At 60.4% G+C, this 23523-nt stretch carries 24 protein-coding genes and 1 tRNA gene; 12 read left to right on the top strand and 13 right to left on the bottom strand.

From position 1 onward, the window contains the following. Window positions 1-30 precede the first annotated feature (30 nt). The 6 genes from LK03_RS15385 to LK03_RS15360 form a co-directional block, all read right to left on the bottom strand. Window positions 31-843 (bottom strand): crotonase/enoyl-CoA hydratase family protein, encoded by an 813-nt coding sequence (locus LK03_RS15385; RefSeq protein WP_038413237.1) that lies wholly within the window; start codon window positions 841-843, stop codon window positions 31-33. Window positions 844-963: 120 nt separating this feature from the next. After that, window positions 964-2526, bottom strand: a complete 1563-nt coding sequence (gene ahpF, locus LK03_RS15380) for an alkyl hydroperoxide reductase subunit F (protein ID WP_038413235.1) — start codon at window positions 2524-2526, stop codon at window positions 964-966. A 141-nt stretch (window positions 2527-2667) separates the two neighbouring features. After that, the gene (gene ahpC, locus LK03_RS15375) at window positions 2668-3231 is read right to left on the bottom strand and encodes an alkyl hydroperoxide reductase subunit C (protein ID WP_038413234.1); all 564 of its coding nucleotides are present in this window, start codon (window positions 3229-3231) and stop codon (window positions 2668-2670) included. Between the two features lie 205 nt (window positions 3232-3436). After that, window positions 3437-4792, bottom strand: coding sequence for a glutathione-disulfide reductase (gorA, locus tag LK03_RS15370; RefSeq protein WP_038413232.1), 1356 nt, complete (start codon window positions 4790-4792; stop codon window positions 3437-3439). A gap of 183 nt (window positions 4793-4975) precedes the next feature. Beyond that, window positions 4976-5815 carry a UTP--glucose-1-phosphate uridylyltransferase GalU gene (gene galU / locus LK03_RS15365; protein WP_038413230.1) on the bottom strand — a complete coding sequence of 280 codons (840 nt, stop codon included), beginning with the start codon at window positions 5813-5815 and terminating at the stop codon, window positions 4976-4978. Between the two features lie 171 nt (window positions 5816-5986). Continuing rightward, window positions 5987-6346: a hypothetical protein gene (locus LK03_RS15360; RefSeq protein ID WP_038413228.1), complete on the bottom strand. Its 360-nt coding sequence runs from the start codon at window positions 6344-6346 to the stop codon at window positions 5987-5989. A gap of 161 nt (window positions 6347-6507) precedes the next feature. On the opposite strand from LK03_RS15360, the gene LK03_RS15355 reads away from it, so the two are divergent. The 9 genes from LK03_RS15355 (at window position 6508) to LK03_RS15320 (ending at window position 12735) form a co-directional block, all read left to right on the top strand. Then, the gene (locus tag LK03_RS15355) at window positions 6508-6810 is read left to right on the top strand and encodes a DUF1883 domain-containing protein (RefSeq protein ID WP_038413226.1); all 303 of its coding nucleotides are present in this window, start codon (window positions 6508-6510) and stop codon (window positions 6808-6810) included. 6 nt (window positions 6811-6816) lie between these two features. Further along, window positions 6817-6987, top strand: coding sequence for a hypothetical protein (locus LK03_RS22350; protein WP_167334504.1), 171 nt, complete (start codon window positions 6817-6819; stop codon window positions 6985-6987). Between the two features lie 31 nt (window positions 6988-7018). Then, complete coding sequence (locus LK03_RS15350) at window positions 7019-8092, top strand: NAD(P)H-dependent flavin oxidoreductase (RefSeq protein ID WP_038413225.1); 1074 nt, start codon at window positions 7019-7021, stop codon at window positions 8090-8092. A 116-nt stretch (window positions 8093-8208) separates the two neighbouring features. Further along, window positions 8209-8958 (top strand): molybdate ABC transporter substrate-binding protein, encoded by a 750-nt coding sequence (gene modA, locus LK03_RS15345; protein ID WP_038413223.1) that lies wholly within the window; start codon window positions 8209-8211, stop codon window positions 8956-8958. Continuing rightward, window positions 8958-9635, top strand: a complete 678-nt coding sequence (gene modB / locus LK03_RS15340; protein WP_038413221.1) for a molybdate ABC transporter permease subunit — start codon at window positions 8958-8960, stop codon at window positions 9633-9635. The genes modA and modB overlap by 1 nt, the downstream gene beginning before the upstream one ends. 1 nt (window position 9636) lies before the next feature. Further along, a complete protein-coding gene (gene modC, locus LK03_RS15335; protein ID WP_038413219.1) occupies window positions 9637-10728 on the top strand; it encodes a molybdenum ABC transporter ATP-binding protein in 1092 nt (363 codons plus the stop codon). Between the two features lie 52 nt (window positions 10729-10780). Then, window positions 10781-11806 carry a DNA topoisomerase IB gene (locus LK03_RS15330; RefSeq protein ID WP_038413217.1) on the top strand — a complete coding sequence of 342 codons (1026 nt, stop codon included), beginning with the start codon at window positions 10781-10783 and terminating at the stop codon, window positions 11804-11806. A gap of 253 nt (window positions 11807-12059) precedes the next feature. Next, window positions 12060-12257, top strand: a complete 198-nt coding sequence (csrA, locus tag LK03_RS15325; RefSeq protein ID WP_038413215.1) for a carbon storage regulator CsrA — start codon at window positions 12060-12062, stop codon at window positions 12255-12257. A gap of 393 nt (window positions 12258-12650) precedes the next feature. After that, window positions 12651-12735, top strand: a tRNA-Leu gene (locus tag LK03_RS15320). 89 nt (window positions 12736-12824) lie between these two features. Here LK03_RS15320 and LK03_RS22345 read toward each other — a convergent pair. Continuing rightward, entirely contained in the window at window positions 12825-12998 is a 174-nt protein-coding gene (locus LK03_RS22345; RefSeq protein ID WP_167334503.1) for a hypothetical protein, read from the bottom strand. A 410-nt stretch (window positions 12999-13408) separates the two neighbouring features. On the opposite strand from LK03_RS22345, the gene LK03_RS22340 reads away from it, so the two are divergent. Together LK03_RS22340 and LK03_RS15315 are read left to right on the top strand one after the other, a co-directional pair. Next, window positions 13409-13555 carry a hypothetical protein gene (locus tag LK03_RS22340; RefSeq protein ID WP_167334502.1) on the top strand — a complete coding sequence of 49 codons (147 nt, stop codon included), beginning with the start codon at window positions 13409-13411 and terminating at the stop codon, window positions 13553-13555. A gap of 398 nt (window positions 13556-13953) precedes the next feature. Then, entirely contained in the window at window positions 13954-14688 is a 735-nt protein-coding gene (locus LK03_RS15315; RefSeq protein WP_038413213.1) for a hypothetical protein, read from the top strand. A 79-nt stretch (window positions 14689-14767) separates the two neighbouring features. On the opposite strand, the gene soxR is transcribed toward LK03_RS15315, so the two are convergent. Then, the gene (soxR, locus tag LK03_RS15310) at window positions 14768-15172 is read right to left on the bottom strand and encodes a redox-sensitive transcriptional activator SoxR (RefSeq protein ID WP_049870504.1); all 405 of its coding nucleotides are present in this window, start codon (window positions 15170-15172) and stop codon (window positions 14768-14770) included. Between the two features lie 68 nt (window positions 15173-15240). Here soxR and LK03_RS15305 point away from each other — a divergent pair, with 68 nt between their 5' ends. Further along, entirely contained in the window at window positions 15241-15660 is a 420-nt protein-coding gene (locus LK03_RS15305) for a RidA family protein (RefSeq protein ID WP_038413212.1), read from the top strand. A 207-nt stretch (window positions 15661-15867) separates the two neighbouring features. Here the strand turns inward: LK03_RS15305 and LK03_RS15300 are convergent, their stop codons facing one another. From LK03_RS15300 to LK03_RS15280, 5 genes are all read right to left on the bottom strand, one after another. Beyond that, window positions 15868-16350, bottom strand: a complete 483-nt coding sequence (locus tag LK03_RS15300; RefSeq protein ID WP_038413210.1) for a DUF3617 domain-containing protein — start codon at window positions 16348-16350, stop codon at window positions 15868-15870. Window positions 16351-16679: 329 nt separating this feature from the next. After that, entirely contained in the window at window positions 16680-19112 is a 2433-nt protein-coding gene (locus LK03_RS15295) for a TonB-dependent siderophore receptor (protein WP_038413208.1), read from the bottom strand. Between the two features lie 89 nt (window positions 19113-19201). Then, window positions 19202-20167, bottom strand: a complete 966-nt coding sequence (locus tag LK03_RS15290) for a FecR domain-containing protein (RefSeq protein WP_049870503.1) — start codon at window positions 20165-20167, stop codon at window positions 19202-19204. Beyond that, window positions 20167-20694: a sigma-70 family RNA polymerase sigma factor gene (locus LK03_RS15285; protein WP_038413206.1), complete on the bottom strand. Its 528-nt coding sequence runs from the start codon at window positions 20692-20694 to the stop codon at window positions 20167-20169. Before LK03_RS15285 ends, LK03_RS15290 begins: the two co-directional genes overlap by 1 nt. 283 nt (window positions 20695-20977) lie before the next feature. After that, window positions 20978-23455 carry a TonB-dependent siderophore receptor gene (locus LK03_RS15280; RefSeq protein ID WP_049870502.1) on the bottom strand — a complete coding sequence of 826 codons (2478 nt, stop codon included), beginning with the start codon at window positions 23453-23455 and terminating at the stop codon, window positions 20978-20980. Window positions 23456-23523 lie beyond the last annotated feature (68 nt).

The raw sequence follows: 23523 nt of genomic DNA, 5'->3' as shown, positions 1-23523 counted from the left end.
CGAGTTTCCTTCACACGTTCGGCCACTGCGTCAGTCGGCGAACGTCGGTTTCTGTTTGCCCAGGTGCGCGGCCATGGCGATGCGCAAGTCTTCGGACTGCAACATGGCGGCGTTCCAAGTGGCGATATAGTCCAGGCCATCATCGACACGGTGATCGCGCATGTAGGCCAGCATGGCTTTGGTGCCACTGACCGCAATCGGCGATTTACCCGCAATGTCGGCCGCGATCGCCAGCACGCCCTGGCGCAGCGCCTGTGGGTCGTCGTACACACGATTCACCAGGCCCAGGCGCAACGCTTCGCTGGCCTCGAACATCCGTGCGGTATAGGCCAGCTCGCGCAGCGGACCGTCGCCGATGATCCGCGGCAGGCGCTGCAAGGTGCCCACATCGGCAGCCATACCCATGTCGACCTCTTTGATCGAGAACTGTGCGTCAAGGCTGCAATAACGCATGTCACAGGCGGCGATCAGGTCCACTGCGCCACCGATGCAATAGCCGTGGATGGCTGCCAGTACCGGTTTTCGGCAATTGTCGACCGCGTTGAACGAGGCCTGCATACGTACGATGGTGCGCTTGAGCAAACGTGCGTTACGGCCGACATCGGCGCCCAACTGCCCGGCGATGGAGGCCAGCAGGGTAAGGTCGATACCGGCCGAGAAATGCTTGCCCGCGCCACTGATGACCACCACGCGCACGGCGTCGGTGTCGTCGATCCAGCGGAAGATGTCGACGATTTCTTCCCAGAACGCCGCGTTCATGGCGTTGGCTTTTTCCGGGCGATTGATCTGCACGTGGGCAATGTGCTCGGTCAGTTCGACCGTGAAGGCACTGTAGTCGGACACAGGCGGTGCTCCATCAGGCGGGGTCAGCGCCGAACTATAGCGCAGCCTGACGAGCAAAAGCCGCACAGCACGACGCCGCCCGGCTTACGCGAGGCGGCGTCTTGCTGTGCGGCGGATGACTCAGGCCGGTGCCGAGGTGCGGATCAGGTGATCGAAGGCAGCCAGCGAGGCCTTGGCGCCCTCACCCACGGCGATGACGATCTGCTTGTAAGGCACGGTGGTCACATCGCCCGCGGCGAACACGCCAGGGATGTTGGTCTGGCCCTTGGCGTCGACGATGATCTCACCGCGCGGCGACAGCTCCACTGTGCCCTTGAGCCAATCGGTATTGGGCAGCAGTCCGATCTGCACGAAGATGCCTTCCAGGGCCAGCTCGTGCTCGGTATCGCTGGTGCGGTCCTGATAACGCAGGCCGTTGACCTTCTCGCCATCGCCAAGCACTTCGCGGGTCAGCGCACTGGTGATGACTTTGACGTTGCCCAAGCTGTGCAGCTTGCGCTGCAACACCGCATCGGCGCGCAACTGGCTGTCGAACTCGATCAAGATCACATGGGCCACGATGCCGGCCAGATCGATGGCTGCCTCGACGCCTGAGTTGCCGCCACCAATCACCGCCACGCGCTTGCCCTTGAACAGCGGCCCATCGCAGTGCGGGCAGTAGGCGACACCGCGATTACGATACTGCTGCTCGCCAGGCACGTTCATTTCCCGCCAGCGCGCACCGGTTGCCAGCACCACAGTCTTGGCGCGCAGCGTCGCGCCGCTGGCCAGGCGCACCTGGTGCAGGCCGCCGTCGCTGGCGGGCAGCAAGGCCTCGCTGCGCTGCAGGTTCATGATATCGACGTCGTACTGTTTGACATGCTCTTCAAGGGCGGTGGCAAGCTTGGGCCCTTCGGTTTCCTGCACCGAGATGAAGTTCTCGATGGCCAGAGTATCGAGCACCTGACCGCCAAAGCGTTCGGCCGCAACGCCGGTACGAATGCCCTTGCGCGCCGCGTAGATCGCTGCGGCAGCGCCTGCAGGACCACCGCCAACCACCAGCATGTCGAACGCTTGCTTGGCATCGAGCTTTTGCGCCTGACGGCTACCGGCATTGGTGTCGAGTTTGTTGACGATCTCATCCAGGCCCATGCGGCCCTGACCGAACGGTTCGCCGTTGAGGTAGACGCTCGGCACCGCCATGATCTGCCGCGCCTCGACCTCGGCCTGGAACAGCGCGCCATCGATGGCGACATGGCGCACGTTGGGGTTGAGCACCGCCATCAGGTTCAGCGCCTGGACCACGTCCGGGCAGTTCTGGCACGACAGCGAGAAGTAGGTCTCGAAGACGAACTCACCGTCCAGCCCCTGAATCTGCTCGATCAGTTCGGCACTGGCCTTTGACGGGTGGCCGCCCACTTGCAGTAGCGCCAGCACCAGGGAGGTGAATTCGTGGCCCATGGGGATACCGGCGAAGCGCAGGCCGATGTCAGCCCCGGGGCGATTGAGCGAGAACGATGGGCGACGGGCATCTTCACCGTCGGCGCGCAGCGTGATCAGCTCGGACAAGCTGGCGATTTCCACCAGCAGGTCGTGAAGTTCGCGGGATTTTGCGCCGTCGTCGAGGGACGCAACGATCTCGATCGGCTGGCTGACTCGCTGCAGATAAGTGTTGAGTTGCGATTTGAGGGTGGCGTCCAACATACGGGCATTTCCTTTATTGACTCGGTAGTAAGTTCACACGCTGTAAATGAAAACGCCCAGGCAGGTTCGCCCGGGCGCTTCAACGGGGCGGGGCAACACTAGAAGTGGCGGTGCTGCACCGCCCGCGTCCGACTCACAGATTCAGATCTTGCCGACCAGGTCCAGCGAAGGGGCCAGGGTGGCTTCGCCTTCCTTCCACTTGGCTGGGCAGACTTCACCTGGGTGAGCGGCAACGTACTGGGCGGCCTTGACCTTGCGCAGCAGTTCGCTGGCGTCACGGCCTACACCACCGTCGTTGATCTCGACGATCTTGATCTGGCCTTCGGGGTTGATCACGAAGGTGCCACGATCCGCCAGACCGGCTTCTTCGATCAGCACGTCGAAGTTACGCGAGATGACGTGGGTCGGGTCACCGATCAGCGGGTACTTGATCTTGCCGATGGTGTCGGAGGTGTCGTGCCAGGCTTTGTGGGTAAAGTGGGTGTCGGTGGACACGCCGTAGATTTCCACGCCCAGTTTCTGGAACTCAGCGTAGTTGTCAGCCAGGTCGCCCAGCTCGGTCGGGCAGACGAAGGTGAAGTCGGCTGGGTAGAAGAACACCACGGACCATTTACCTTGCAGGTCGGCTTCGCTCACTGGAACGAACTCGCCGTTGTGGTAGGCAGTGGCGTTGAACGGTTTGACCCGGCTATTGATGATTGGCATTAGAGGTTTCCTCGGATGAGTTGAAATCAGTTGACGGAGGGAATCCTATCCAAGGCAGGTGCAGAACGCTCATTGGCAAAGCTGATGCGCGCAATTGGTTTTCGCTATAAAGCGGCTATTAGATAGAAGCGATGACGATGAGCGCGGGTATAAGGGGCGGCAGGCTATGCCAGCTCAGCACGGCCTGCCACTGCTGAGCGCAGGGTCAGCGGGTGGGGGTACGCAGGGTGACGAACTCTTCGGCTGAGGTGGGATGCACGCCAATGGTCTCGTCGAACTGTTGCTTGGTGGCGCCCGCTTTCAGCGCAACGCCAAGGCCCTGGATGATCTCGCCGGCGTCCGGTCCGACCATGTGGCACCCCAGCACGCGATCGTTGTCGGCGTCGACCACCAGCTTCATCAGGGTCTTCTCCTGAATGTCGGTCAGGGTCAGCTTCATCGGCCGGAAACGGCTTTCGAAGATCTTCACCGAGTGGCCGTTGTCGCGCGCTTGCTCTTCGGTGAGGCCGACGGTGCCGATGGGCGGCTGGCTGAACACCGCGGTGGGGATGTTCTGATAGTCCACCGGGCGGAACTGCTCAGGCTTGAACAGCCTGCGCGCCACGGCCATCCCTTCGGCCAGTGCCACGGGCGTGAGTTGCACCCGGCCAATGACATCACCGATGGCCAGGATCGACGATTCGGTGGTCTGGTAGTGCTCGTCGACCTTGATGAAGCCACGCTCGTCCAACTCGACACCGGTGTGCTCCAGGCCGAGGTCATCGAGCATAGGGCGTCTGCCGGTGGCGTAGAACACGCAATCGGTGATCAGTTCGCCTCCATCCTTGAGGGTGGCCTTGAGGCTGCCATCGTCGAGCTTTTCGATGCGCCTGATGTCGCTGTTGAACTGCAAATCGAGGCCGCGTTTTTCCAGTTCTTCCTTGAGGTGCTCGCGTACCGAGCCGTCGAAGCCGCGCAGGAACAGGTCGCCGCGATACAGCAAGGTCGTTGCGCTGCCCAGCCCCTGGAAGATGCCGGCGAACTCGACGGCAATGTAACCACCCCCGACCACCAGCATGCGCCGCGGCAACTGCTTGAGGTAGAAGGCTTCGTTGGAGGTGATGGCCAGTTCCTTGCCGGGAATGTCCGGCACCTGCGGCCAGCCACCGACAGCGATGAGGATACGCTCGGCGCTGTAGCGCTGCCCTTCGACTTCCACCTCATTGGCGCCCGTGATACGCGCATGGCCCTGCAGCAGGGTGACCCCACTGTCGACCAGCAGCTTGCGATAGATGCCATTGAGGCGCTGGATTTCACGGTCCTTGTTGGCGATCAGGGTGCCCCAGTCGAAATGCCCCTCTTCCAGGCTCCAGCCAAAGCCGCGTGCCTGTTCGAGCTCATCGGCGACGTGGGCGCCGTACACCAGCAATTTCTTCGGCACACAGCCAACGTTGACGCAGGTCCCGCCCAGGTAACGGCTTTCGGCAACCGCCACCTTGGCGCCAAACCCTGCCGCGAACCGAGCGGCGCGCACACCACCGGAACCGGCACCAATTACGAACAGATCAAAATCGTAGGCCACAATTCACACTCCCAAATAAGCGACCCGGAGGGTGCATGTCGCTAGCTAAGCAGTTGGGGCCGCCAGGCGGCCCATCGCGGCTGAGGCCGCTCCTACAGACAATCGCGTATCCCTGTAGGGGCGGCTTGAGCCGCGACGGGCTGCCAAGCAGCCCCAATCAATGTTGCGCGCCCGACAATCGACTCAGTAAGCCTTGCCAGACTTGTAGTAGTTCTCGAAGCAGAAGTTGGTCGCGTCGATGTAACCTTCTGCGCCACCGCAGTCAAAGCGCTTGCCTTTGAACTTGTAGGCGATCACGCAGCCATTCTGGGCCTGCTGCATCAGTGCATCGGTGATCTGCACTTCGCCGCCTTTGCCCGGCTCGGTGTTCTTGATGATGTCGAAGATGTCCGGGGTGAGGATGTAGCGACCGATGATCGCCAGGTTGGACGGCGCATCTTCCGGCTTGGGCTTTTCCACCATGTTGGTGACGCGGTAGATGTCGTCACGAATCATGTCGCCGGCGATCACGCCGTACTTGTTGGTTTCCTGCGGGTCGACTTCCTGAATGGCAACGATCGAGCAGCGGAACTGGTTGTACAGCTTGACCATCTGGGTTAGCACGCCGTCACCCTCGGGGTTGACGCACAGGTCGTCCGCCAGCACGACGGCAAAGGGTTCGTCGCCGATCAGCGGGCGACCGGTGAGGATGGCGTGGCCCAGGCCTTTCATTTCAGTCTGGCGGGTGTACGAGAACGAACACTCATCGAGCAGACGACGGATGCCGACCAGGTATTTTTCCTTGTCGGTGCCCTTGATCTGGTTTTCCAGCTCGTAGCTGATGTCGAAGTGATCTTCCAGGGCGCGTTTGCCGCGACCGGTGACGATGGAAATCTCGCTCAGGCCGGCATCCAGGGCTTCTTCGACGCCGTACTGGATCAGCGGCTTGTTCACCACCGGCAGCATTTCCTTGGGCATGGCTTTGGTAGCGGGCAGGAAGCGGGTGCCGTAACCGGCGGCCGGGAACAAGCATTTCTTGATCATAAACATCCTTAACGAGGGTATGGCCGTTTGGCACTTGGCGAAGTCTAATCAGGCGGCACTCAGCTTACAATGCCCCGCCCGATGTCGCTTGACGCCTAGGTAGAGAGTCATCGGAAGGTATAGTTCAACCCCACCCGGGGCGGGGATATTTCAAACCCGTCGCCACGCGCATCACGACCCGGAAATGCACTCGGTGGCGGCGCTGCGTACATCACCTGGACGCAAAGGGAAGTTGCTCAGCCGCTCATGCACCTTGATGGCGCTGCCGTTGCTGCGTTTCTGGATATCCACCAGCGCCGCCGGGGTGGAACCTGCAGGCAACTTCTGCGGCACGATCAGGCGCAGGCCATCGCCATGCTGCTCCTCCTGCAGCTCACCGCGGCTCTTGGCCAATTGCGCTTTGACGCAATCAGCGTACTCGCGCGGCGACTTGCCTGAAATGACATCCATGGTTTCATGGGACTGTTCAAGGTCGGATACGCTCGCGCATCCACCAAGCACCACCGCCAGAGCTGCTATACACCATTTCATCGGCTGATCCTGCGCAGTTGCAAAGAAGCTATTGACCGTCGGTCAGCGATTTTGCTCCCCAAGGTTTTCAAATTGCCTGGCCCACGCAGGGCAGCGCGGCTCGCCTGGCAACAACGTGATAAAGTCGCGCCTTTGTAGATCGTGAACGTGCGGAGCAACACATGAAATTCGTCCACCAGCGTGAACACTTGAATGAAGACGATATCGTCGTCATCGAGTCTTCCCAGCCGTGCAACATCCGTCTGATGAACGACGCCAACTTCCGCAGCTTCAAGAACGGCGGCCGGCACACCTATCACGGCGGCGCATTCGACAAGTTTCCGGCGAAGATCACCGTGCCCAGCACCGGCTTCTGGAACATCACCCTCGATACCGTCACCGCGCGGGCGATTTCGGTCACGCGCAAACCGACGTTCACCCACAAGATCAAGATCATTCGACGCTCGTCGTCCTCATTGAGATAAGCCGCCATGACCCAGAACGTGAAATACGTGATCAAGTACAAGCTCGACGGTGAACGCCGCTGGGACTTCGCTGTGATGAGCGACGCCTCCGAGGCCCAGGCTCTGGAGGCGCTGCGCAAGATCCATGGCGAAGATGTGGCGAACGTCAGCGACATTCAGGTGAGCAAAGCGCTGTAACCCTTCATTTATGACGTGAGCAGGAGTCGCCATGCAGCGCTGGCCCGATCGACGCATCCTTGACCTGCTGGCTATCGAGTTACCCATTCTCCAGGCGCCGATGGCGGGCGCCAGCGGCTCGGCAATGGCCATCGCGGTCGGCAACGCCGGCGGGCTCGGTGCCCTGCCCTGCGCCATGCTCGATGCAACCCAGGCCGACCATGAGGTGGCGGCTTTCCGTGCGGCATGCAGCGCACCGCTGAACCTCAACTTCTTCTGCCATACACCACCCCTGGCCGACCCTGAACGCGCCGAGCGCTGGAAGCAGGCGCTGCGCGGCTACTACACCGAACTGGGCGCAGATTTCGACGCGCCCACCCCGGTATCCAATCGCCGACCCTTCGACGAAACCAGCTGCCTGTTGGTTGAAGCACTGCGCCCCGAGGTGGTCAGTTTCCACTTTGGCCTGCCTGAGCCAGCCTTGCTGCAACGGGTCAAAGCCTGCGGCGCGAAGGTGCTGTCCAGCGCCACCACAGTGGCGGAGGCTGTGTGGCTCCAGGCCCACGGCTGCGATGCGATCATCGCCATGGGCTATGAAGCGGGCGGGCATCGCGGCATGTTCCTGCATCACGACATCACCTCGCAGATCGGCACCTTGGCCTTGGTGCCGCAGGTGGTGGATGCGGTCAAGGTACCTGTCATTGCAGCCGGCGGCATCGGCGACCACCGCGGCCTGATGGCGGCACTGGCCCTGGGCGCCTCGGCGGTGCAGATCGGCACCGCGTATCTGTTCTGCCCTGAAGCCAAGGTCTCAGCGGCCCATTGCCAGGCGCTGCGTTCAGCCAGCGCGGCGGATACCGCGCTGACCAACCTGTTCACCGGGCGCCCCGCACGCGGCATCAGCACCCGCCTGATGCGCGAACTGGGGCCCATGAGCCCGCTGGCACCCGCGTTTCCCCTGGCAGGCGGCGCGCTGATGCCCCTGCGCGCAATCAGCGAGCCCCAGGGTAGCAGCGACTTCAGCAACCTGTGGGCCGGGCAAGGACTGCGCGTGTGCCAGGAGCTGCCTGCCCAAACCCTCACCCGGCAAATAGCGGAAAAGGCACTGGCGGCACTCGCCTGCTAGATAACGACACCCGGACCCGTGCCCGCATCGGCTTGAGGAAATGCCGCTTCCCCCATGCCGGCCTATCGCTATATAGTCAGCTCCACAACGAAAATCCTGCCCGCTGGAGCTGTCCCATGTTCATGCGCCCCACCCTGCTCGCGATCGCCACCCTGCTTACCTTCAACACCGCCTGCGCCGACGAAGTCCAAGTCGCCGTAGCTGCCAACTTCACCGCGCCGATCAAGGCACTGGCAGCGGACTTCCAGAAAGACACCGGCCATACTTTGGTCGCCTCCTACGGCGCCACGGGGCAGTTCTACGCACAGATCAACAATGGCGCGCCGTTCGATGTCTTCCTCGCCGCCGACGACACCACCCCGGCCAAGCTCGAGCAGGAAAAGGCCATCGTCCCGGGTTCGCGCTTCACCTACGCTATCGGCACCCTGGCGCTGTGGTCTGCCAAGACCGGCTATGTCGACGCCAAAGGCGACGTACTGCGCAAAGGCGACTACAAGCACCTGGCCATCGCCAACCCCAAAGCTGCTCCCTACGGGCTTGCGGCCACTCAGGTACTGGAAAAGCTGAAACTCACCGAAGCCACCAAGCCCAAGCTGGTCGAAGGCCAGAACATCACCCAGACCTACCAGTTCGTTTCCACCGGTAACGCCGAGCTGGGCTTCGTAGCCCTGTCGCAGATCTATAAGGACGGCAAGATCAGCGAAGGTTCTGCGTGGATCGTGCCAGCCACCGACCACGAGCCGATTCGTCAGGATGCGGTGATCCTCAACAAGGGCAAGGACAACCCGGCAGCCCAGGCCCTGGTCGACTACCTCAAGACGCCCAAAGCCACTGCGCTGATCAAATCCTACGGCTATGAAATCTGATGTTCGACGCCAGTGACCTGGGCGCCATCTGGCTGACCCTGAAACTGGCCAGCGTCACCACGCTGATCCTGCTGCTGGTCGGCACGCCTCTGGCGTGGTGGCTGGCGCGCACGCGCTCCTGGTGGCGCGGGCCGATCGGCGCGGTGGTGGCTTTGCCATTGGTGCTACCGCCCACGGTGATCGGCTTCTACCTGCTACTGGCACTGGGCCCCAACGGGCTGATCGGCCAGACCACCGCAGCGCTGGGTCTGGGCAGCGTGGTATTCAGCTTCACCGGCCTGGTGATCGGCTCAGTGGTCTATTCCCTGCCGTTCGTGGTGCAGCCCTTGCAGAATGCCTTCGGCGCCATAGGCCGACGGCCACTGGAAGTCGCTGCCACCTTGCGCGCAAGCCCCTGGGACAGTTTCATTCATGTGGCCTTGCCGCTGGCCAGGCCTGGATTCATCACCGCGAGCATTCTGGGCTTTGCCCACACCGTGGGTGAGTTCGGCGTGGTGCTGATGATCGGCGGCAATATCCCCGACAAGACCCGCGTGGTGTCGGTGCAGATCTTCGATCATGTCGAGGCCATGGAATATGCCCAGGCACACTGGTTGGCCGGAGCCATGCTGGTGTTCTCCTTCCTCGTGCTGCTGATGCTGTATGCCGGCCGCCGCGACAAAGCCGGCTGGAGTTGACATGAGCCAGAGCATCCATGCGCGCCTACAACTGCGCCGCGACACCTTTACCCTGGACGTCGACCTGCAACTGCCGGGACGCGGTATCAGCGCCTTGTTCGGTCATTCTGGATCAGGCAAGACCACCTGCCTGCGCTGCCTGGCAGGGCTCGAGCGGGCCAGTGATGGCCGCGTCGAAGTCAATGGCGAAGTCTGGCAGGACGACGCCCAGCGCATTTTCATCCCCCCTCACCGCCGCCCGCTTGGCTACGTCTTCCAGGAGGCCAGCCTGTTTGCACACCTGTCGGTGCGGGACAACCTGGAGTTCGGCTGGCGCCGGGTCGCTCGCGAGCAGCGCAAGGTGAGTCTCGACCAGGCCTGCGAACTGCTCGGTATCGGGCACCTGCTGACGCGCAAGCCGGCAACTCTTTCCGGCGGCGAGGCGCAGCGGGTAGGCATCGCCCGTGCCTTGCTGAGCAGCCCGCGTCTGCTGTTGATGGACGAGCCGCTGGCCGCACTGGATGGACCGCGCAAGCGCGAGATCCTGCCCTACCTGGAACGCCTGCACCGCGAGCTGGACATTCCACTGGTGTATGTCAGCCACAGCCAGGACGAAGTGGCGCGCCTGGCCGATCACCTGGTGCTGCTCGAACAGGGTCGCGCCGTGGCCAGCGGGCCTATCGCCGACATGCTGGCGCGCCTCGATCTGTCGCTCAGCCAGAGCGAGGACGCAGGCGTGGTTCTGGAAGGGGTCGTAAGCGGCCATGACGCGACGTATCAGTTGCTCGATCTGCGTCTGCCCGGAACCGACGCGCCGCTGCTGCGCATCGCCCATCCGCCTCAGGCGATCGGCTCGCGCCTGCGGGTCAAGGTGCAGGCGCGCGATGTCAGCCTGAGCCTGGATGCCAACAGTGCATCGAGCATTCTCAACCGCATCGCCGTGCGGGTGCGCGAGTGCCGACCGGCAGAAAACCCCGCCCACGTGCTGGTTGCCCTGGAAGCGGCGGGCAGCGCGTTGCTGGCGCGCATCACGCGCTATTCGGCCGACCAGTTGCAGATTCATCCCGGGCAGGCGTTGTGGGCGCAAATCAAGTCGGTGGCGATATTGGGCTGAGCATCCGGCACCGGCGTGCTGTCCACCGTGTAACCCACCACTGGACGCCGCCATGCTCGACTGCCCCCTGCCTGCGTCACTGCACTACGTCGATGACAGCCACACCGGGCTGACCCGCAAACGTTGGCGCGACCGCTTCATTTACCACGATGCCGATGGCAATCGCATCAGTGACGAGCCCACCTTAAAGCGCATCGCCGCGCTGGCGATTCCACCTGCCTATACGCAGGTGTGGATTTGCGTTGATCCAAAAGGCCATTTGCAGGCCACTGGCCTCGATGCGCGGGGACGCAAGCAATATCGCTACCACCCCGAGTGGCGTGAGCTGCGTGACGCCCATAAGTACGGGCGCATGCTGGCCTTCGCTGAAGCGTTGCCTGCGCTGCGCAAGGCGGTTGAACGCGACCTCACCCGGCCTGGGCTCGACCGAAACAAGGTACTGGCGCTGGTGGTGACGCTGATCGATCACACGCTGATCCGCGTCGGTAACCAGCGCTATCTCAAAGACAACCAATCCTACGGGCTGACCACGCTGCGCAATCGTCACGCCAAGGTCAAGGGCAGCACCGTACGCTTCGAGTTTCGCGGCAAACGCGGCGTGCAGCACAGCATCACCCTGCGCGATCGACGCCTTGCCGGGCTGGTCAAGCGCTGTCAGGAATTGCCGGGCCAGGAACTGTTTCAGTACGTGGACAGTGACGGCGAACGTCACCGAATCGGATCCAGCGACGTCAACCAATACCTGCAAGCGCTGACCGGCGCCGATTTCACGGCCAAGGATTACCGCACCTGGGCTGGCAGCAGCATGGCGCTGAGCCTACTGCGTCCGCTTGCCTGGCAGCCGGAAACCCATGCCAAGCGCCACGTTGCCGATATCGTCAAGCAAGTCGCCTCGCGTCTAGGCAATACGCCTGCGGTGTGCCGCAAGTCGTATATCCACCCCGCGGTGCTCGAGCACTTCATTCTGGGTCATCTGGAAGCCATGCCGCGTTCGCGCAAACGCAAGGGCATGCAGATGGAGGAAGTCGCCCTGCTGAAATTCCTGCAGGGGTTGGAGCAGGCCGTTGTCGTCGATTGAAAAGGCCAATATCCCCAATCATTCAGAGAAATTTCACATAGCGGCCTATTGCCCCTATTCTGCAATCACCCGACACGTCTTCTACGTTGATTGGAACGACTGTGCGGACAAGCGAGGCGTTCAATGCACCAGAGAATGTCTCTGCGGTGGAATTCCCTTCCGATCGGGGCGTCTCTTACTTAGAAGGAAGAGTGCCTGGTCCTCATTTCGAGGCAATCGCCCGCTGGCTTTAGACACCACCAAGGAGAAATACATGCTGATACTGACCCGCAAGGTTGGCGAAGTCATCGTCATCAACGACGACATCAAGGTCACCATTCTGGGCGTCAAAGGGATGCAGGTAAGGATTGGCATCGACGCCCCGAAAGATATTCAGGTGCATCGTGAAGAGATCTACAATCGCATTCAGGCCGGAAAACCGGCGCCTGACACATCCGACGACCAGCACTAAGCATCTCGCGACGTATCGCTCGCATTGCGCTGCCTGTGCAGAGCGTCGATGGCACTTCCGTGCTTCAGCAAAGAATGATGATGACCGCCAACCATCGCCTGCGCGGCTTGCGCGACGAGCTGATGTCCACTGCGGTGCAACTCGATGCCATCTGCCAGAACCTGGAGGGGCATACTCGCCATCGGTAGCACGCGACCCGCAGTCAGGAAACTTGCGCGATCACGTGGAGCATCAGCGAACTGCGCTTATCGGCCATGGCGTTGCGTCGGGCTGCAAGCGATATAGGCGAATGACCCTTCCGGGTTGACGCGACTATAACAACAGGTTATAAAGCGCGCTTGAATGCAATGCACTTCCTTGCAAGCGCGCTGGTCCCAAGACCCATTCAAGTGTGCGAGTGTGGTGGAATTGGTATACACAGCAGACTTAAAATCTGTCGGCGTGAGCCTTGCGGGTTCGAGTCCCGCCACTCGTACCATCTGAATCACTGAAAAACGCCCTTCGTGGGCGTTTTTTTATGCCTGCATGCTCAGTACTTGACCGTCAGGACCGCGATGAATCTGCGCTTCAGTCGTCGGGCTGATCAAGCCAACCTGCGGCATCGTCCTCGTATTCGTCGACATCGTCACCTTCATCGTCAAAGCTGCTTGCCTCTGGCTCGGCAGCGGACTGCTCATCGAAAAACTCACGATCGAGCAGGTGATCGTGTTCGGGTTCGTGCAACTCGTCATCATCGTGCATAGCGGACTCCCATTCGGCGCTGCGTCTGTATAAGGCTTGACTCCCTTCAAGGTCAATCCTGAGGGCTGTTAATCCTCGGCTAATGCTCGCTGAGTTAAGGTGACCGCGCTCCCTTCAAGCGCTTATGGCCCGCTCCCGCAGCGGGCTTTTTTCGTCCGTAAAGAATCCCCCCACACCGATCACGCCGACGCGACAGAATATTCACGAAATGCTGACATCTGCTTAGGCATTCTGAAACTGCTTCGTACGTTCTGATCGTTTAACCCGCCGCGCTCCCGGCGGGTTTTCTTTTTTTTGCCGTCTTATCAGCGATTTACGCCGTTCGGCAAATTATTTTAAAAAAACTGAATCTCCGCCCACACGCCTCAGTCAAGAACTATGTATGCAGTTCTATTGATGAGGTGGTAGTAATGACATTCGAAGCCGATACACTCGTACAGTTGGCCGCCAAACTGAAGAAACAGGGCCTCAAGCGCATCGCCGATATCATCTTCCTTCGTGCACCCTGCCGGGTCGACCACAAGTGGGTGTGTACCGTACTCAGGCGCAAACCGTAATGTATTGCGCGCACGCCTTTATTGCGATGGACAGCTCTCTAAAGCCCGCCCCCAACCCGGCGGGCTTTTGCTATAAAGGGCATGAAGTCAAACAGGCACATCAATAACTTTTACACTAACTAACCCTTCCCCGTTATTTAAACGTTCTTGCTTATTCCTCCCTCGAATCGCCCCTCCTCCACAAGCACTGTCCCAACTTCGTGAACCGTGTCAGCTTCGCCCACCCTCGCCGCACGCGTGGAACTTAACCGCTGCCCGCACCTCGAAACGGCGCGATTCGGCCGTTGCCAACGCTGCCGACCATTCGTGGTACTCTCCCGCGTCGCCCGCCCGCGCGGGGCTCATGGAACCATGCTCATACCCTCGGGCTATGCAGTTCATTCACAAGGATCAATTCGATGCGTTTCAACCTCTCCCCTATTCCCGCACTTCTCGCCGCGCTGGTCTGTATCCCAGCCTTGGCAGCAGACGATGTTTCAGGCGTGAAGTTGGGCAGTACTCTTGCCGAAGCCACCGCGGCGATCAGCAACATCAATGACCAGTACAAGGTCTCGCCCCTGAAGTTGCAGGACGGCAGTGAAGCCGGTGTAAGCGCGGTAACCGACGAACAAAGCCAAGGCACAGGCTTCACGGACTTCCGCGGCCCTGTGGACCAGTTCCTGGCACTGCAAAACGATGCAAAGGCTGTATGGTTCATCGGTCGCGCGCAAGCATTGAAGGAAGGCAGCCGCATGCCGCTCGACACACTCGAGACGGCACTCAAGGAAAAATACGGGCCCTTCTCTGGCGCGGACAACGGCATGGGCAAGCGGTATGTCTGGCAGTACGACCGCAAAGGCAAACTCTACATCGGCATCAACAGTGGCGGCCCATGCGCGGACCTGTACGATTTTCGTAGCCGTGTGCCGGGGGTAGCCATCACTACCCCAGCATCGTTCAATGCCAAGTGCAGCAAACTCATTGTCGTGCAGACCGGGTTCGCTCCCGATGATCTGACTGCGTCGTACACCGTCAGCATCGCGGACATGGCCTCGATGTACGATCAACTGCAAGCAGAACAGCAGGCAGCCAAGGATGCGGAAGCCAAGAAGATCGCCGATGAAAAAGCCAAAGGTGTGAAGCCTAATCTTTGAGCCCAGCCTCGCCCCCGGCAACATGAGCAAGCAGTCACTACGCTGCTGACTGCCTGCTCACTTCAGAACATGCCTGGGCCTACACACCGGGCGGCTGCCTCAGCGGACACTCCTTGAGTGACAGGCAACCGCAATCGATGCAGCCACTGAGACTATCTCTCAGCAATAACAACGCGTCGATACGGCTGTCCAGCTCGCTGCGCCATTGCCTGGATAACTGCGTCCACTGCCTGGCGTTCGGCGCCCGATCGGTTGGCAACTGCGCAAGTCGCTGCGCTATATCCCTCAATGAAATCCCCACCTGCTGCGCGATTTTGATCACCGCCACCCGGCGCAACACATCGTTGCGATAACGACGCTGATTACCTGCGTTGCGCTCGGCCGTAATCAAACCCTCACGCTCATAGAAATGCAGCGTCGAAATCGCCACACCGGCTGCCTTGGCGACCTGCGAGGGGCTCAACAGCCGGTTACCTTGGTGCATGCCTACACCCTTGACCTCAAGTTGACTTGAGGTCGCAGACTAGCCGCTCTTTCCTCTGGAGCAGCATCATGTCCGAAGATTCCCGCCCGGTGTTCGAACTGAGCAACCCGCCCGGGCTGTACGACCCCAGTAATAACGGCTATTCCCACGTCGCAGTGGTGCCAGCAGCAACGAAACTGCTGTTCATCGCTGGTCAAGGGGGCGAATACACCGATGGACAGCTACCTGCACACTTCTGCGAACAGGCCCGCCAGGCACTGTCGAACTTTGAGACCGCGCTGCGGGCACAGGGGAGCAACTTACAGCAAGTCTTCAAAATCACCCTACTGATCGTTGACCATGACGAGCACCATCTAGGCGAGTGGGTGAACGAAGCGAATAAGGTGTGGCAGAAAGGTGCACACCCGGTCTGCACCTTGATCCCAGTGCCTCGTCTTGCGCTGGACGGGATGCTGGTAGAGATTGAGGCGGTGGCTGCGTGCTACTAGCGGGCTGATTCGGAGTTGGCGGTCGCCGACCACTGCCCTGACTGTCCGCTGCCGACCCGAAGCAGGCATTGGGTTCTACTTCGCCACACGCGCACGTCAGAGTCGTTAGAAAAACGTGCCTCCCGTTAGCGTTCCTAGCACGTATTCATGCGCGAAGAACGCTACCGAGAAAACACTGTGCTGATGCGATGCACAACCGTTAAGCGCTTATCGGTTTAAGTACAGGCTGTTCAACTTCATACCGCCGCGCATTTTTTTGACCCCCGGTTCCATGTCCGCAGGGCATGCGCCTTGAAAGACACCATTGACGACGTAGTGCTGCGTTTCGAGTTTCCCGTTCAAGTCAAACGAAGTATCGGCCGTCAGTACATAGGATTTAGCAAGATCGCCGCGGAACGAGCCTGACATCTTCGCGTCCGGGCAGGTTGATGTAAACGTGTAGCCGTCGCCTTTGCCGCTTTCCGATTCGATCTTGCATTCTTGCTCGAAGCCGGCCCACAAGTCGTCATCGATTAGCCTGTCCTTTGACTGATCGACGCAGATCTCCCAGGAAAACGGCGAGGTGGCCGGTGTTACCTTCCACAAACCTGAGGCGCGCTGAAGACGGTGAGTGGGTTCTACCGCCGCAGCCGGCAATGTGACTGCAAGTGCTATAACGGGAACCCACAAGAACATGGCGGAACACTTCATCACGATTCCTTTCTCTAGAGCATTGAATTGAGGCTCGACAAAGCATTTCCACGCCTTCAAGCCCCCGAGTGTTTTAGGGTTGTTTGGAACTACTTCGCCCATCAGAGTTTAGGATTTTGACAGAGTTCCAGGCTCATGGGCGACGGCTTGCAGCCCATTACGGCCTTGCCCATAAGACGACTATTGGCCAGACGCGATCACTGTCGAAGCGTCTGTAGTCGGTCCCCGCTTCTACAGAACCATCCCCCGTCTGCAGGTTCGCGCCCTACCTGTACGAGCCGCAGTTGCCTGCGAGGCTTGTAGGTCGTCGTTGCTCGGGCATGACACACTCAGAACCTGGCCCGCACTGTCATGTTGAAATTGCGTGGTTCACCGTAGAAGTTCCAGTAATTGGTATTGCCCAGCGTCTGGTAGTACTTCTTGTCGAACACGTTATCTAGATTGTACTGAAGCTCAAGGTTGCGGTTGATCTCGTAGATCGCGTGGAGGTTGGTCAAGTGATAGGCATCTTGCTGAATATTGTAGTCCTCGCCCACCTCGGTCTGTGTCATCTTGCTCTGGGCGTAAAAGCTACCGCCGACCCGTACCTGTTCGAGCGTCCCCGGCAGGCGATAGTCTGTGGCCACTTTGAACAGATGCCGGGGTGACGCACCGTTGAAGTCATCACCTTTCTGCTGGCCGCCGATGTATTTCGACTGGGTGTAGGTGTAGCCCGCAGACACGTTCCAGTCCGGCAGAATCTCGCCTGTCAGCTCAAGCTCGATACCCTTGTTACGAACTTTGTCCGAGGCCCGGTAACAACCGTCAGGGCAGCTATCTACCGTTACCAACTCGGCGCGCCCGGTCTGGTCTGCCTGGAACAGCGCCGCCGAGGCCTGTAGTCTTTTGTCGAGGAATTCGCCCTTGAGGCCGACTTCGTAGTTGGTACCGGTCATCGGCTTAAGCATGGCACCATTGCCGTCTCTCACACCCTGCGGCTTGAAGATCTCGGTGTAGCTGGCATAGGCGGACCAGTGCTCGTCCAGGTCCTGCACCAGGCCTGCGTAGGGTGTGATCTCACCGCTTTTGGAGTAATGGTCGCGGTCTTCGGGGCTGCGCACGCCGTCGGTATCGTTCAGCGTATCGTAGCTCACCCAGCTCAGGCGGCTGCCCACGATGAAATGGGTGTTGTCGGTCAGGCTGAAACGACTGGCCACATACACGCCTTTCTGCTCCTGAGTACGGTTGTACTGCCACTGGTTGACGCTCAAGCCGGTGGGTGCAGGCGGATTGAACCCGGCCAGGTCGTTCACATCGACGATGTAGCGGTAACCTGCATCACGGCCACCGTGGTAGTCGAAGTCGTCCTTGCGCCAATTGCCACCGACAATCAGGTCGTGCTGACGGCCCAGCAACTGGAACGGGCCGCTCAGGTAGCCATCGAGACTGGTCTGCGTATCGTCATAGCGAAACAGGCGCGGGTTCAGCGTAAACAGGTCGGCGCCACCCCCGGGGAAGGTGTAGTTACCCAGAAAGTCCGATTTGGCCCACATCTGGTTCACTGCCACCACCGCCTTCCAGTCGTTGGCGAAGCGGTGCTGAATATCGGCGAATACCGTGGTGTTGCGCTTGTCGAGGTGGTTCCAATCGCCGGTCAGTGACGTGGCGCGCGACAGGGGGTAAAAAGCGCCGTTTTCCCGGGTCGGCAGGCCCGACCAGTCGTAACCCGAGTTACGCTCCTTCTGGTAGCTGAAGCCGACGGTAGCCAGGGTCGACTCGCTGAGGTCGGCCTCGAGGATGCCGTACAACAGTTGGTTCTCTTTTTGCGCGGTGTCCAGGTAGCTGTTGGCAGTGTTGTATGAAATCACCGTACGGCCGCGCAGCGTATTGTCTGCATTGAGCGGCGAGGACAGGTCGACCATGGTTTTATAGTCGTCCCAGGAGCCGGCCGACATGTCGATCAGGGCTTGGCGCTCGGCGGTCGGGCGCTTGCGGATCAGGTTGATCGACGCCGACGGATTACCCGCGCCCTCCATCAGACCCGTTGCGCCGCGCACGATCTCGACGCGGTCGTAGATGTCAGTGTTCGGCTTGGAAATGGCGTCCATGGAGTAGGCGCTGCTGATGTTGGTCGGCACGCCATCGATCTGCAGATTGTCCACCAGCTGGCCACGCGCCTGATACACAGAGCGCTCGCCGCCGTTCTTGACGATGGTGATGCCGGTGGCGTTCTGCATCACATCATCGAGGTTCTTCATGGCCTGGTCGTCCATGCGCTGACGGGTGACCACGGTTACCGACTGCGGCGTTTCACGCAGTGACAGCGGCAATTTGGTGGCGGTGGCAGAGCGGCCGGACGCGTAGGAATGGGTGCCCTCCGTCACTTCCCCCAATCCCTGGCCGTCGATGGTGGTGCTGTCCAAGGTCAGGGCCGTACCATCGACTCGGCGCACCAGTTGAAACTCACGCGTCCCCGTGCGCACCGCCTCCACCCCGCTGCCAGCCAGCATCTGCGCCAGCGCCTGTTCCACGCTGGCGGCGTGCACAGGTTGGCTGTGCTGGTTGGCAGTGAGCGTGGCATCGCCGCCGATCAGAAGGCCGGCTTGGCTGGCCAGCAGATTCAACTGTCGGGCCAGAGGGCCGGCGGGGATGTCGATGGTCTTGCGCTGTGCAGTTGCCTGAGCGCTATCGGCCGAGACGCTCGCGCCATGGCTGGTCAGTGCCAGGAAAACGGCCAGAGCAAGTGGATGGCGGCGCAGGAAGACGGAGTCGCGAGCAAACATGGGCGGATCCTTTGCAAGTTCGATGAAGTGGCTTCAACCCACCAAGCGAACGAGCGATCCAAAACCGGAAAAAGAATTTCAGATTATTTTCAGCCTGCTTCGACCGAGACCCACCATGGCAGGGTGCGCACGACCCGGATCGGCAATGCACGCTCGAGCATGGCCAACGCTCGGTCAGTGTCGAGCAGCGGATAGGTGCCCACGACGCGCAAGTCGTCAAGGCCGGGGTCGATTCCCAAGTGCCCATGGCGATAGTCCTTCAACACCGCGACCACCTGGCCGAGCGGCATATCTTCTGCAACCAGCACGCCACGACTCCAGTCCTGCCGCAGGGCGGTTGCAGAACCAGACGCAGTGCCTTGCTGCACATCGAACACGACCATCTGCCCAGCCTCCGCGCGCAGTGTTCGACCACTCTCTGCGCAGGTGGCCTGTACCGCGCCGGCGAACACGCTCAGGGTCGTGCGCAAGCCCTGATCACGCACGCTGAAGCGTGTGCCAAACGGTTGCATGCGGCCTGCGCGGGTCACGACCTCGAGCGGCCGAGTATCGGCGCCGGTCTCGATCAGGATTTCGCCGCGATACAGGCGCAGTCGACGAACAGCGTCATCGAACTGCACATCCAGTGCCGTCTGGCCGTTCAACCACACTCGGCTGCCATCACGAAGGGTCAGCGGCCGCACCTCGGCCAGGCCGGTGCGGTAGGTGGCGAACCAGGCCCGAGGCGAGTCGATCCAACCCTGTCGCCAACTTCCCCAACCCAGCAGGCCTGCGGTACTGGCAATGCACAGGCTGCCGAGTACGCTGCGGCGCGAGTGGCGTTCACGGTGTGCCGCGCTGAGCACCTGATGTGCATGGTCGGCGTCGGCGTGCAGGTTGCCGAAGCGCTGGTTAATGGCTTCAACGTAGCGCCAGGCCAGGCGATGCCGCGCATCCTCGGCCAGCCACGCGTTCCATTGCGCAACGATGCCGGGGTCGTCTGCGGCGCCATGCAGGCGTGCGAACCAGGACGCAGCGGCTTGCAGCACCGCATGGTCGAGCGGCGTAGTGTTCATCACAGCGACGCGTCCAGTTCCACTTCCAGCAGCAGGCACTGATACATCGCCTGGGCCAGGTAGTTGTTCACGCTGCGCTCGCTCACTTTCAACTGCACGGCAATTTCCCGTTGTTTCATGCCTTGCAGTTGTGCCAGACAAAAAGCCTGCGCAACGCGCTTGGGCATACGGTCGATCATCGCCTGCAGTTGGGCCAGGGTTTCCAGGATGATGGCTTGGTGCTCAAGCGAGGGCAGCAGTTGTTCAGGCTGAGCCGCCAACACTTCCATGTAGGCCTGTTCGATTCGCCGGCGACGCCAGAAGTCAACGCAAGCATTGCGCGACACTCGTCCCAGGTAAGCCTTGGCATGCTCGGCATCATTGAACGACCTGGGCTTGCTCAGTAAGCGGACGAACACATCCTGTGCCAGCTCCGCGGCATCATGGGCATTGCCCAGTTTGCGCTGGAGCCATTGGCGGATCCAGCCGTGATGAGCACGGTAGAGGTTCTCCAGGTCGGAGCCAGCGGTGCCGGGAGAAGCGGTCATGGGATGCCGAGCCTTGATTGCTAATGCGAATAATTAGCAATTCTAGCGTTTCTTCAACGATTCGAGCAATTGGCCATATGGGCTAGCGCAGGCGAACGGCTGCTATCGACCCATAGTTGCCGTTCGCAACCGCCAGGACAATCTGCACTCGCTTGATGAATGGACTCTTCCATATCGGGAACCGCGCCAGGGACGACAGCATCCCGCACAGGGTGTACTTGCGGCCCGACCGGTCCCGAACAGGTGTTTGCCACCGCATTGGCCGTACCCAGTTTATTCTTTCTCAGAAGGTTGCACGTAAGGTCAGCATGTAATTGCGCGGAGCCCCGTACCAGTTGCCGCCGTCGCTGGCGTCCACTGTCTGATAGTAGGTCTTGTCGAAAAGATTATTGGCGTTGACCTGTGCGGTCCAGTGCTCGTCGATCTTGTATTCGACCATGCTATTCCACACGGCATAGCCGGCTTGTTCAAAAGAATACGCTTCGCCTTCGCTCAGGCTGCCATCACTCAGGCGTCGCTGGACGGTGCCGCTTTTGTAGGTGTCGCTCTGGATAGTCGCGCCAAGGCCAACTTTCCAGCGTTCGAACTCACCCGGCAGTTGATAAGTAGTGAAGAACTTGAACAGATGCTTAGGCGTCTGCGAACTCATCGGTTTGCCGGTGTTATTAGGGTTACCGGCGGTGCGCTGCTTGTTGATGTTGAGGGTATAGCCGACGATGGCCTGCCAGCCAGGGGCCAGCTCACCGGATATCTCGGTGTCGATACCTTTGCTCACCACTTCGCCAGTGGCTGCGTAGTAACCACCGCCAACGCTCACCGCTTCGTTTTCGCGCTTGGTGTAGTAGAGCGCCGAGGAGATGTTCAGGAGACCTGCGAACAGCTCACCCTTGGTACCGAACTCATAGGTCTCACCCTCGATCGGGTCCAGTGGGTGGGCGTCGATAGATTTGTAAGCGGTCTGCGGATTGAAGATCTCGGCGTAGCTGGTGTACAGCGACCACTGGTCCGTGACATCCAGCACCAATGCGCCAAAGGGTGTGACCTCGCCGCGGTTGCTTTCCTTGACCGGCGTATCCATGTTGAAACGCGGCACCACGGTTCGTACGTAGTCGCGGTAGTCTGAGTAGCGGGCGCCAAGGGTCAGATGCAGCGGTTCGGCCAGTTGGGCCTTGAACGTCGCGTAGGCGCCGCTTTTACGCTGGTTCCAGTCGGGGCTGAAGTAGTAGATGTCCGGCCTGGCAGGCTTGGCAATGGCGCCTGCGTCATCATTGATGACATCGAAAGGCACCGTGGCATCGCTGTGATCGGAGTAGAAGCGCGTTACTTCGGAATAGTCAGCGCCGACCAGCAGTTCGTGGGTCAGGCCAAACGCTTGGAAATTGCCGGCGAGGTTCACATCGAACAGGTCCTGCTCGTTGGTGTAGCCGCGTATCAGGCGGCCGAACACCGAGCCATCGGGCGAGCGCGGATTCTCGGGGTCAGCGGCCCAAGCCACTTCGCCAATATCCTGGGTGGAGTCGAACTTGGTCTTGGTGTAGCTGCTGTTGATCTTCCAGTTTTCATCCAAGGCGTGTTCGAGCTTGGCGAAGTACTCGGTACGCTTGTAGTTGTTCGACGACCAATCCGCGGCGAACGATTTAGTGCGCGACGTACTGATGTCCCGTCCATCCTTGTAGCGCACCAGGCCGCGATCCCAGTAGCCGTCCATGTCGCGCCACTCATGGCTGCCACCCACAGCCAGCAGCGTGTCGGGTGTCAGGTCGGCTTCAAGGGTGGCGAAAATGACGTGTTTTTCACTGTCGGCGCGATCGTAGAAGTAGTTCTTGTCCTCGTAGGACATGGCCACGCGACCACGTAGCGCGCCGTCGAAGCCCAATGGACCGGTGAGGTCCACATCTGTGCGGTAGTTGTCCCAACTGCCTGCGGATTGACTGATCTTCAACTGGTTATAGGGCAGTGCACGCTTGCGCACCAGGTTGATGCTACCGCCCGGATCGCCAGTGCCGCCGTACAGGCCGTCGGAACCACGCAACACTTCGACATGGTCATAAGCCGTCATGTCCGGCAGAGAGTCGTAGGTCTCGTTACGGAACAGTGGCGCGCCGCTGTCGGTCTGGATACTGCGAATGACGAAACCGCGCGAGTAGAATTCGTTTTTCGAATCGTTTCCGCCGACTACGGTGATGCCGGTGGTCTGGTCCAGCACTTGGGTCAGGCTGGTAAGATTCTGGTCTTCCATGCGCTGTTTGGTCATGACCGAGACGGATTGTGGCGTCTCTCGCAGGGTCTTCTGAGTCTTGCCGCCGATGCTGGTGGTGCCGGTGGTGTAAGAGCCTGTGCCTTCAGTGGTGGTGCCGAGTTGAGCGCCCACCACATCTATCGGGTCCAGTGCCACGGCGCCGTTGTCAGGTGTATTCGGGATCGGCACCAGGTGATATCCACCATTGTGCTGCGCTATGGCATGCAGGCCGCTGCCGGCCAGCAGCTGTCGCAGCGCCTGCTCGTTGCTGAAGCGGCCTTGCAGCCCCGTCGTGTACTTGCCAGCCATGTCACCTTGGGCGAACGTGATGTTCAAGCCAGTGACACGGCTGAGCGCGCTCAGCGCGGTATCCAGAGATCCGGCTGGCACTGTCAGATCATGGCTCATATCGGCCTGGCCGGCTGCAGCCGCCTGAGCCAGCAAGGGAATGGCACCGAACCCGAGGCTGGCGCAAAGTACGGCATGGCGAATGGCGATGCGAATGGGGGACAGTTGGGGCACGTGAAAGTCTCGCTGGCAATTGAGTTGTTCTGAGGGGTATGCCGGGCGAGAAAGGAAATCCCTTCACA

Origin of the sequence: Pseudomonas cremoricolorata (assembly GCF_000759535.1) — a bacterium.
GTDB lineage: Bacteria > Pseudomonadota > Gammaproteobacteria > Pseudomonadales > Pseudomonadaceae > Aquipseudomonas > Aquipseudomonas cremoricolorata_A.
Note: the sequence above shows the minus strand (reverse complement) of the source record. Positions and strands in the feature narration are given on the sequence as shown.

Coding starts and splice junctions, on each gene's coding strand:
- LK03_RS22350 (WP_167334504.1), top strand. CDS start 6,817: ATGACCCAGAACGTGAAATACGTGATCAAGTACAAGCTCGACGGTGAA.
- modC (WP_038413219.1), top strand. CDS start 9,637: ATGAGCCAGAGCATCCATGCGCGCCTACAACTGCGCCGCGACACCTTT.
- LK03_RS15360 (WP_038413228.1), bottom strand. CDS start 6,346: ATGAAATGGTGTATAGCAGCTCTGGCGGTGGTGCTTGGTGGATGCGCG.
- LK03_RS15300 (WP_038413210.1), bottom strand. CDS start 16,350: ATGAAGTGTTCCGCCATGTTCTTGTGGGTTCCCGTTATAGCACTTGCA.
- LK03_RS22345 (WP_167334503.1), bottom strand. CDS start 12,998: ATGCACGATGATGACGAGTTGCACGAACCCGAACACGATCACCTGCTC.
- LK03_RS22340 (WP_167334502.1), top strand. CDS start 13,409: ATGACATTCGAAGCCGATACACTCGTACAGTTGGCCGCCAAACTGAAG.
- LK03_RS15355 (WP_038413226.1), top strand. CDS start 6,508: ATGAAATTCGTCCACCAGCGTGAACACTTGAATGAAGACGATATCGTC.
- ahpC (WP_038413234.1), bottom strand. CDS start 3,231: ATGCCAATCATCAATAGCCGGGTCAAACCGTTCAACGCCACTGCCTAC.
- LK03_RS15350 (WP_038413225.1), top strand. CDS start 7,019: ATGCAGCGCTGGCCCGATCGACGCATCCTTGACCTGCTGGCTATCGAG.
- LK03_RS15330 (WP_038413217.1), top strand. CDS start 10,781: ATGCTCGACTGCCCCCTGCCTGCGTCACTGCACTACGTCGATGACAGC.
- modB (WP_038413221.1), top strand. CDS start 8,958: ATGTTCGACGCCAGTGACCTGGGCGCCATCTGGCTGACCCTGAAACTG.
- soxR (WP_049870504.1), bottom strand. CDS start 15,172: ATGCACCAAGGTAACCGGCTGTTGAGCCCCTCGCAGGTCGCCAAGGCA.
- LK03_RS15305 (WP_038413212.1), top strand. CDS start 15,241: ATGTCCGAAGATTCCCGCCCGGTGTTCGAACTGAGCAACCCGCCCGGG.
- LK03_RS15285 (WP_038413206.1), bottom strand. CDS start 20,694: ATGACCGCTTCTCCCGGCACCGCTGGCTCCGACCTGGAGAACCTCTAC.
- modA (WP_038413223.1), top strand. CDS start 8,209: ATGTTCATGCGCCCCACCCTGCTCGCGATCGCCACCCTGCTTACCTTC.
- galU (WP_038413230.1), bottom strand. CDS start 5,815: ATGATCAAGAAATGCTTGTTCCCGGCCGCCGGTTACGGCACCCGCTTC.
- csrA (WP_038413215.1), top strand. CDS start 12,060: ATGCTGATACTGACCCGCAAGGTTGGCGAAGTCATCGTCATCAACGAC.
- LK03_RS15290 (WP_049870503.1), bottom strand. CDS start 20,167: ATGAACACTACGCCGCTCGACCATGCGGTGCTGCAAGCCGCTGCGTCC.
- LK03_RS15295 (WP_038413208.1), bottom strand. CDS start 19,112: ATGTTTGCTCGCGACTCCGTCTTCCTGCGCCGCCATCCACTTGCTCTG.
- ahpF (WP_038413235.1), bottom strand. CDS start 2,526: ATGTTGGACGCCACCCTCAAATCGCAACTCAACACTTATCTGCAGCGA.
- LK03_RS15315 (WP_038413213.1), top strand. CDS start 13,954: ATGCGTTTCAACCTCTCCCCTATTCCCGCACTTCTCGCCGCGCTGGTC.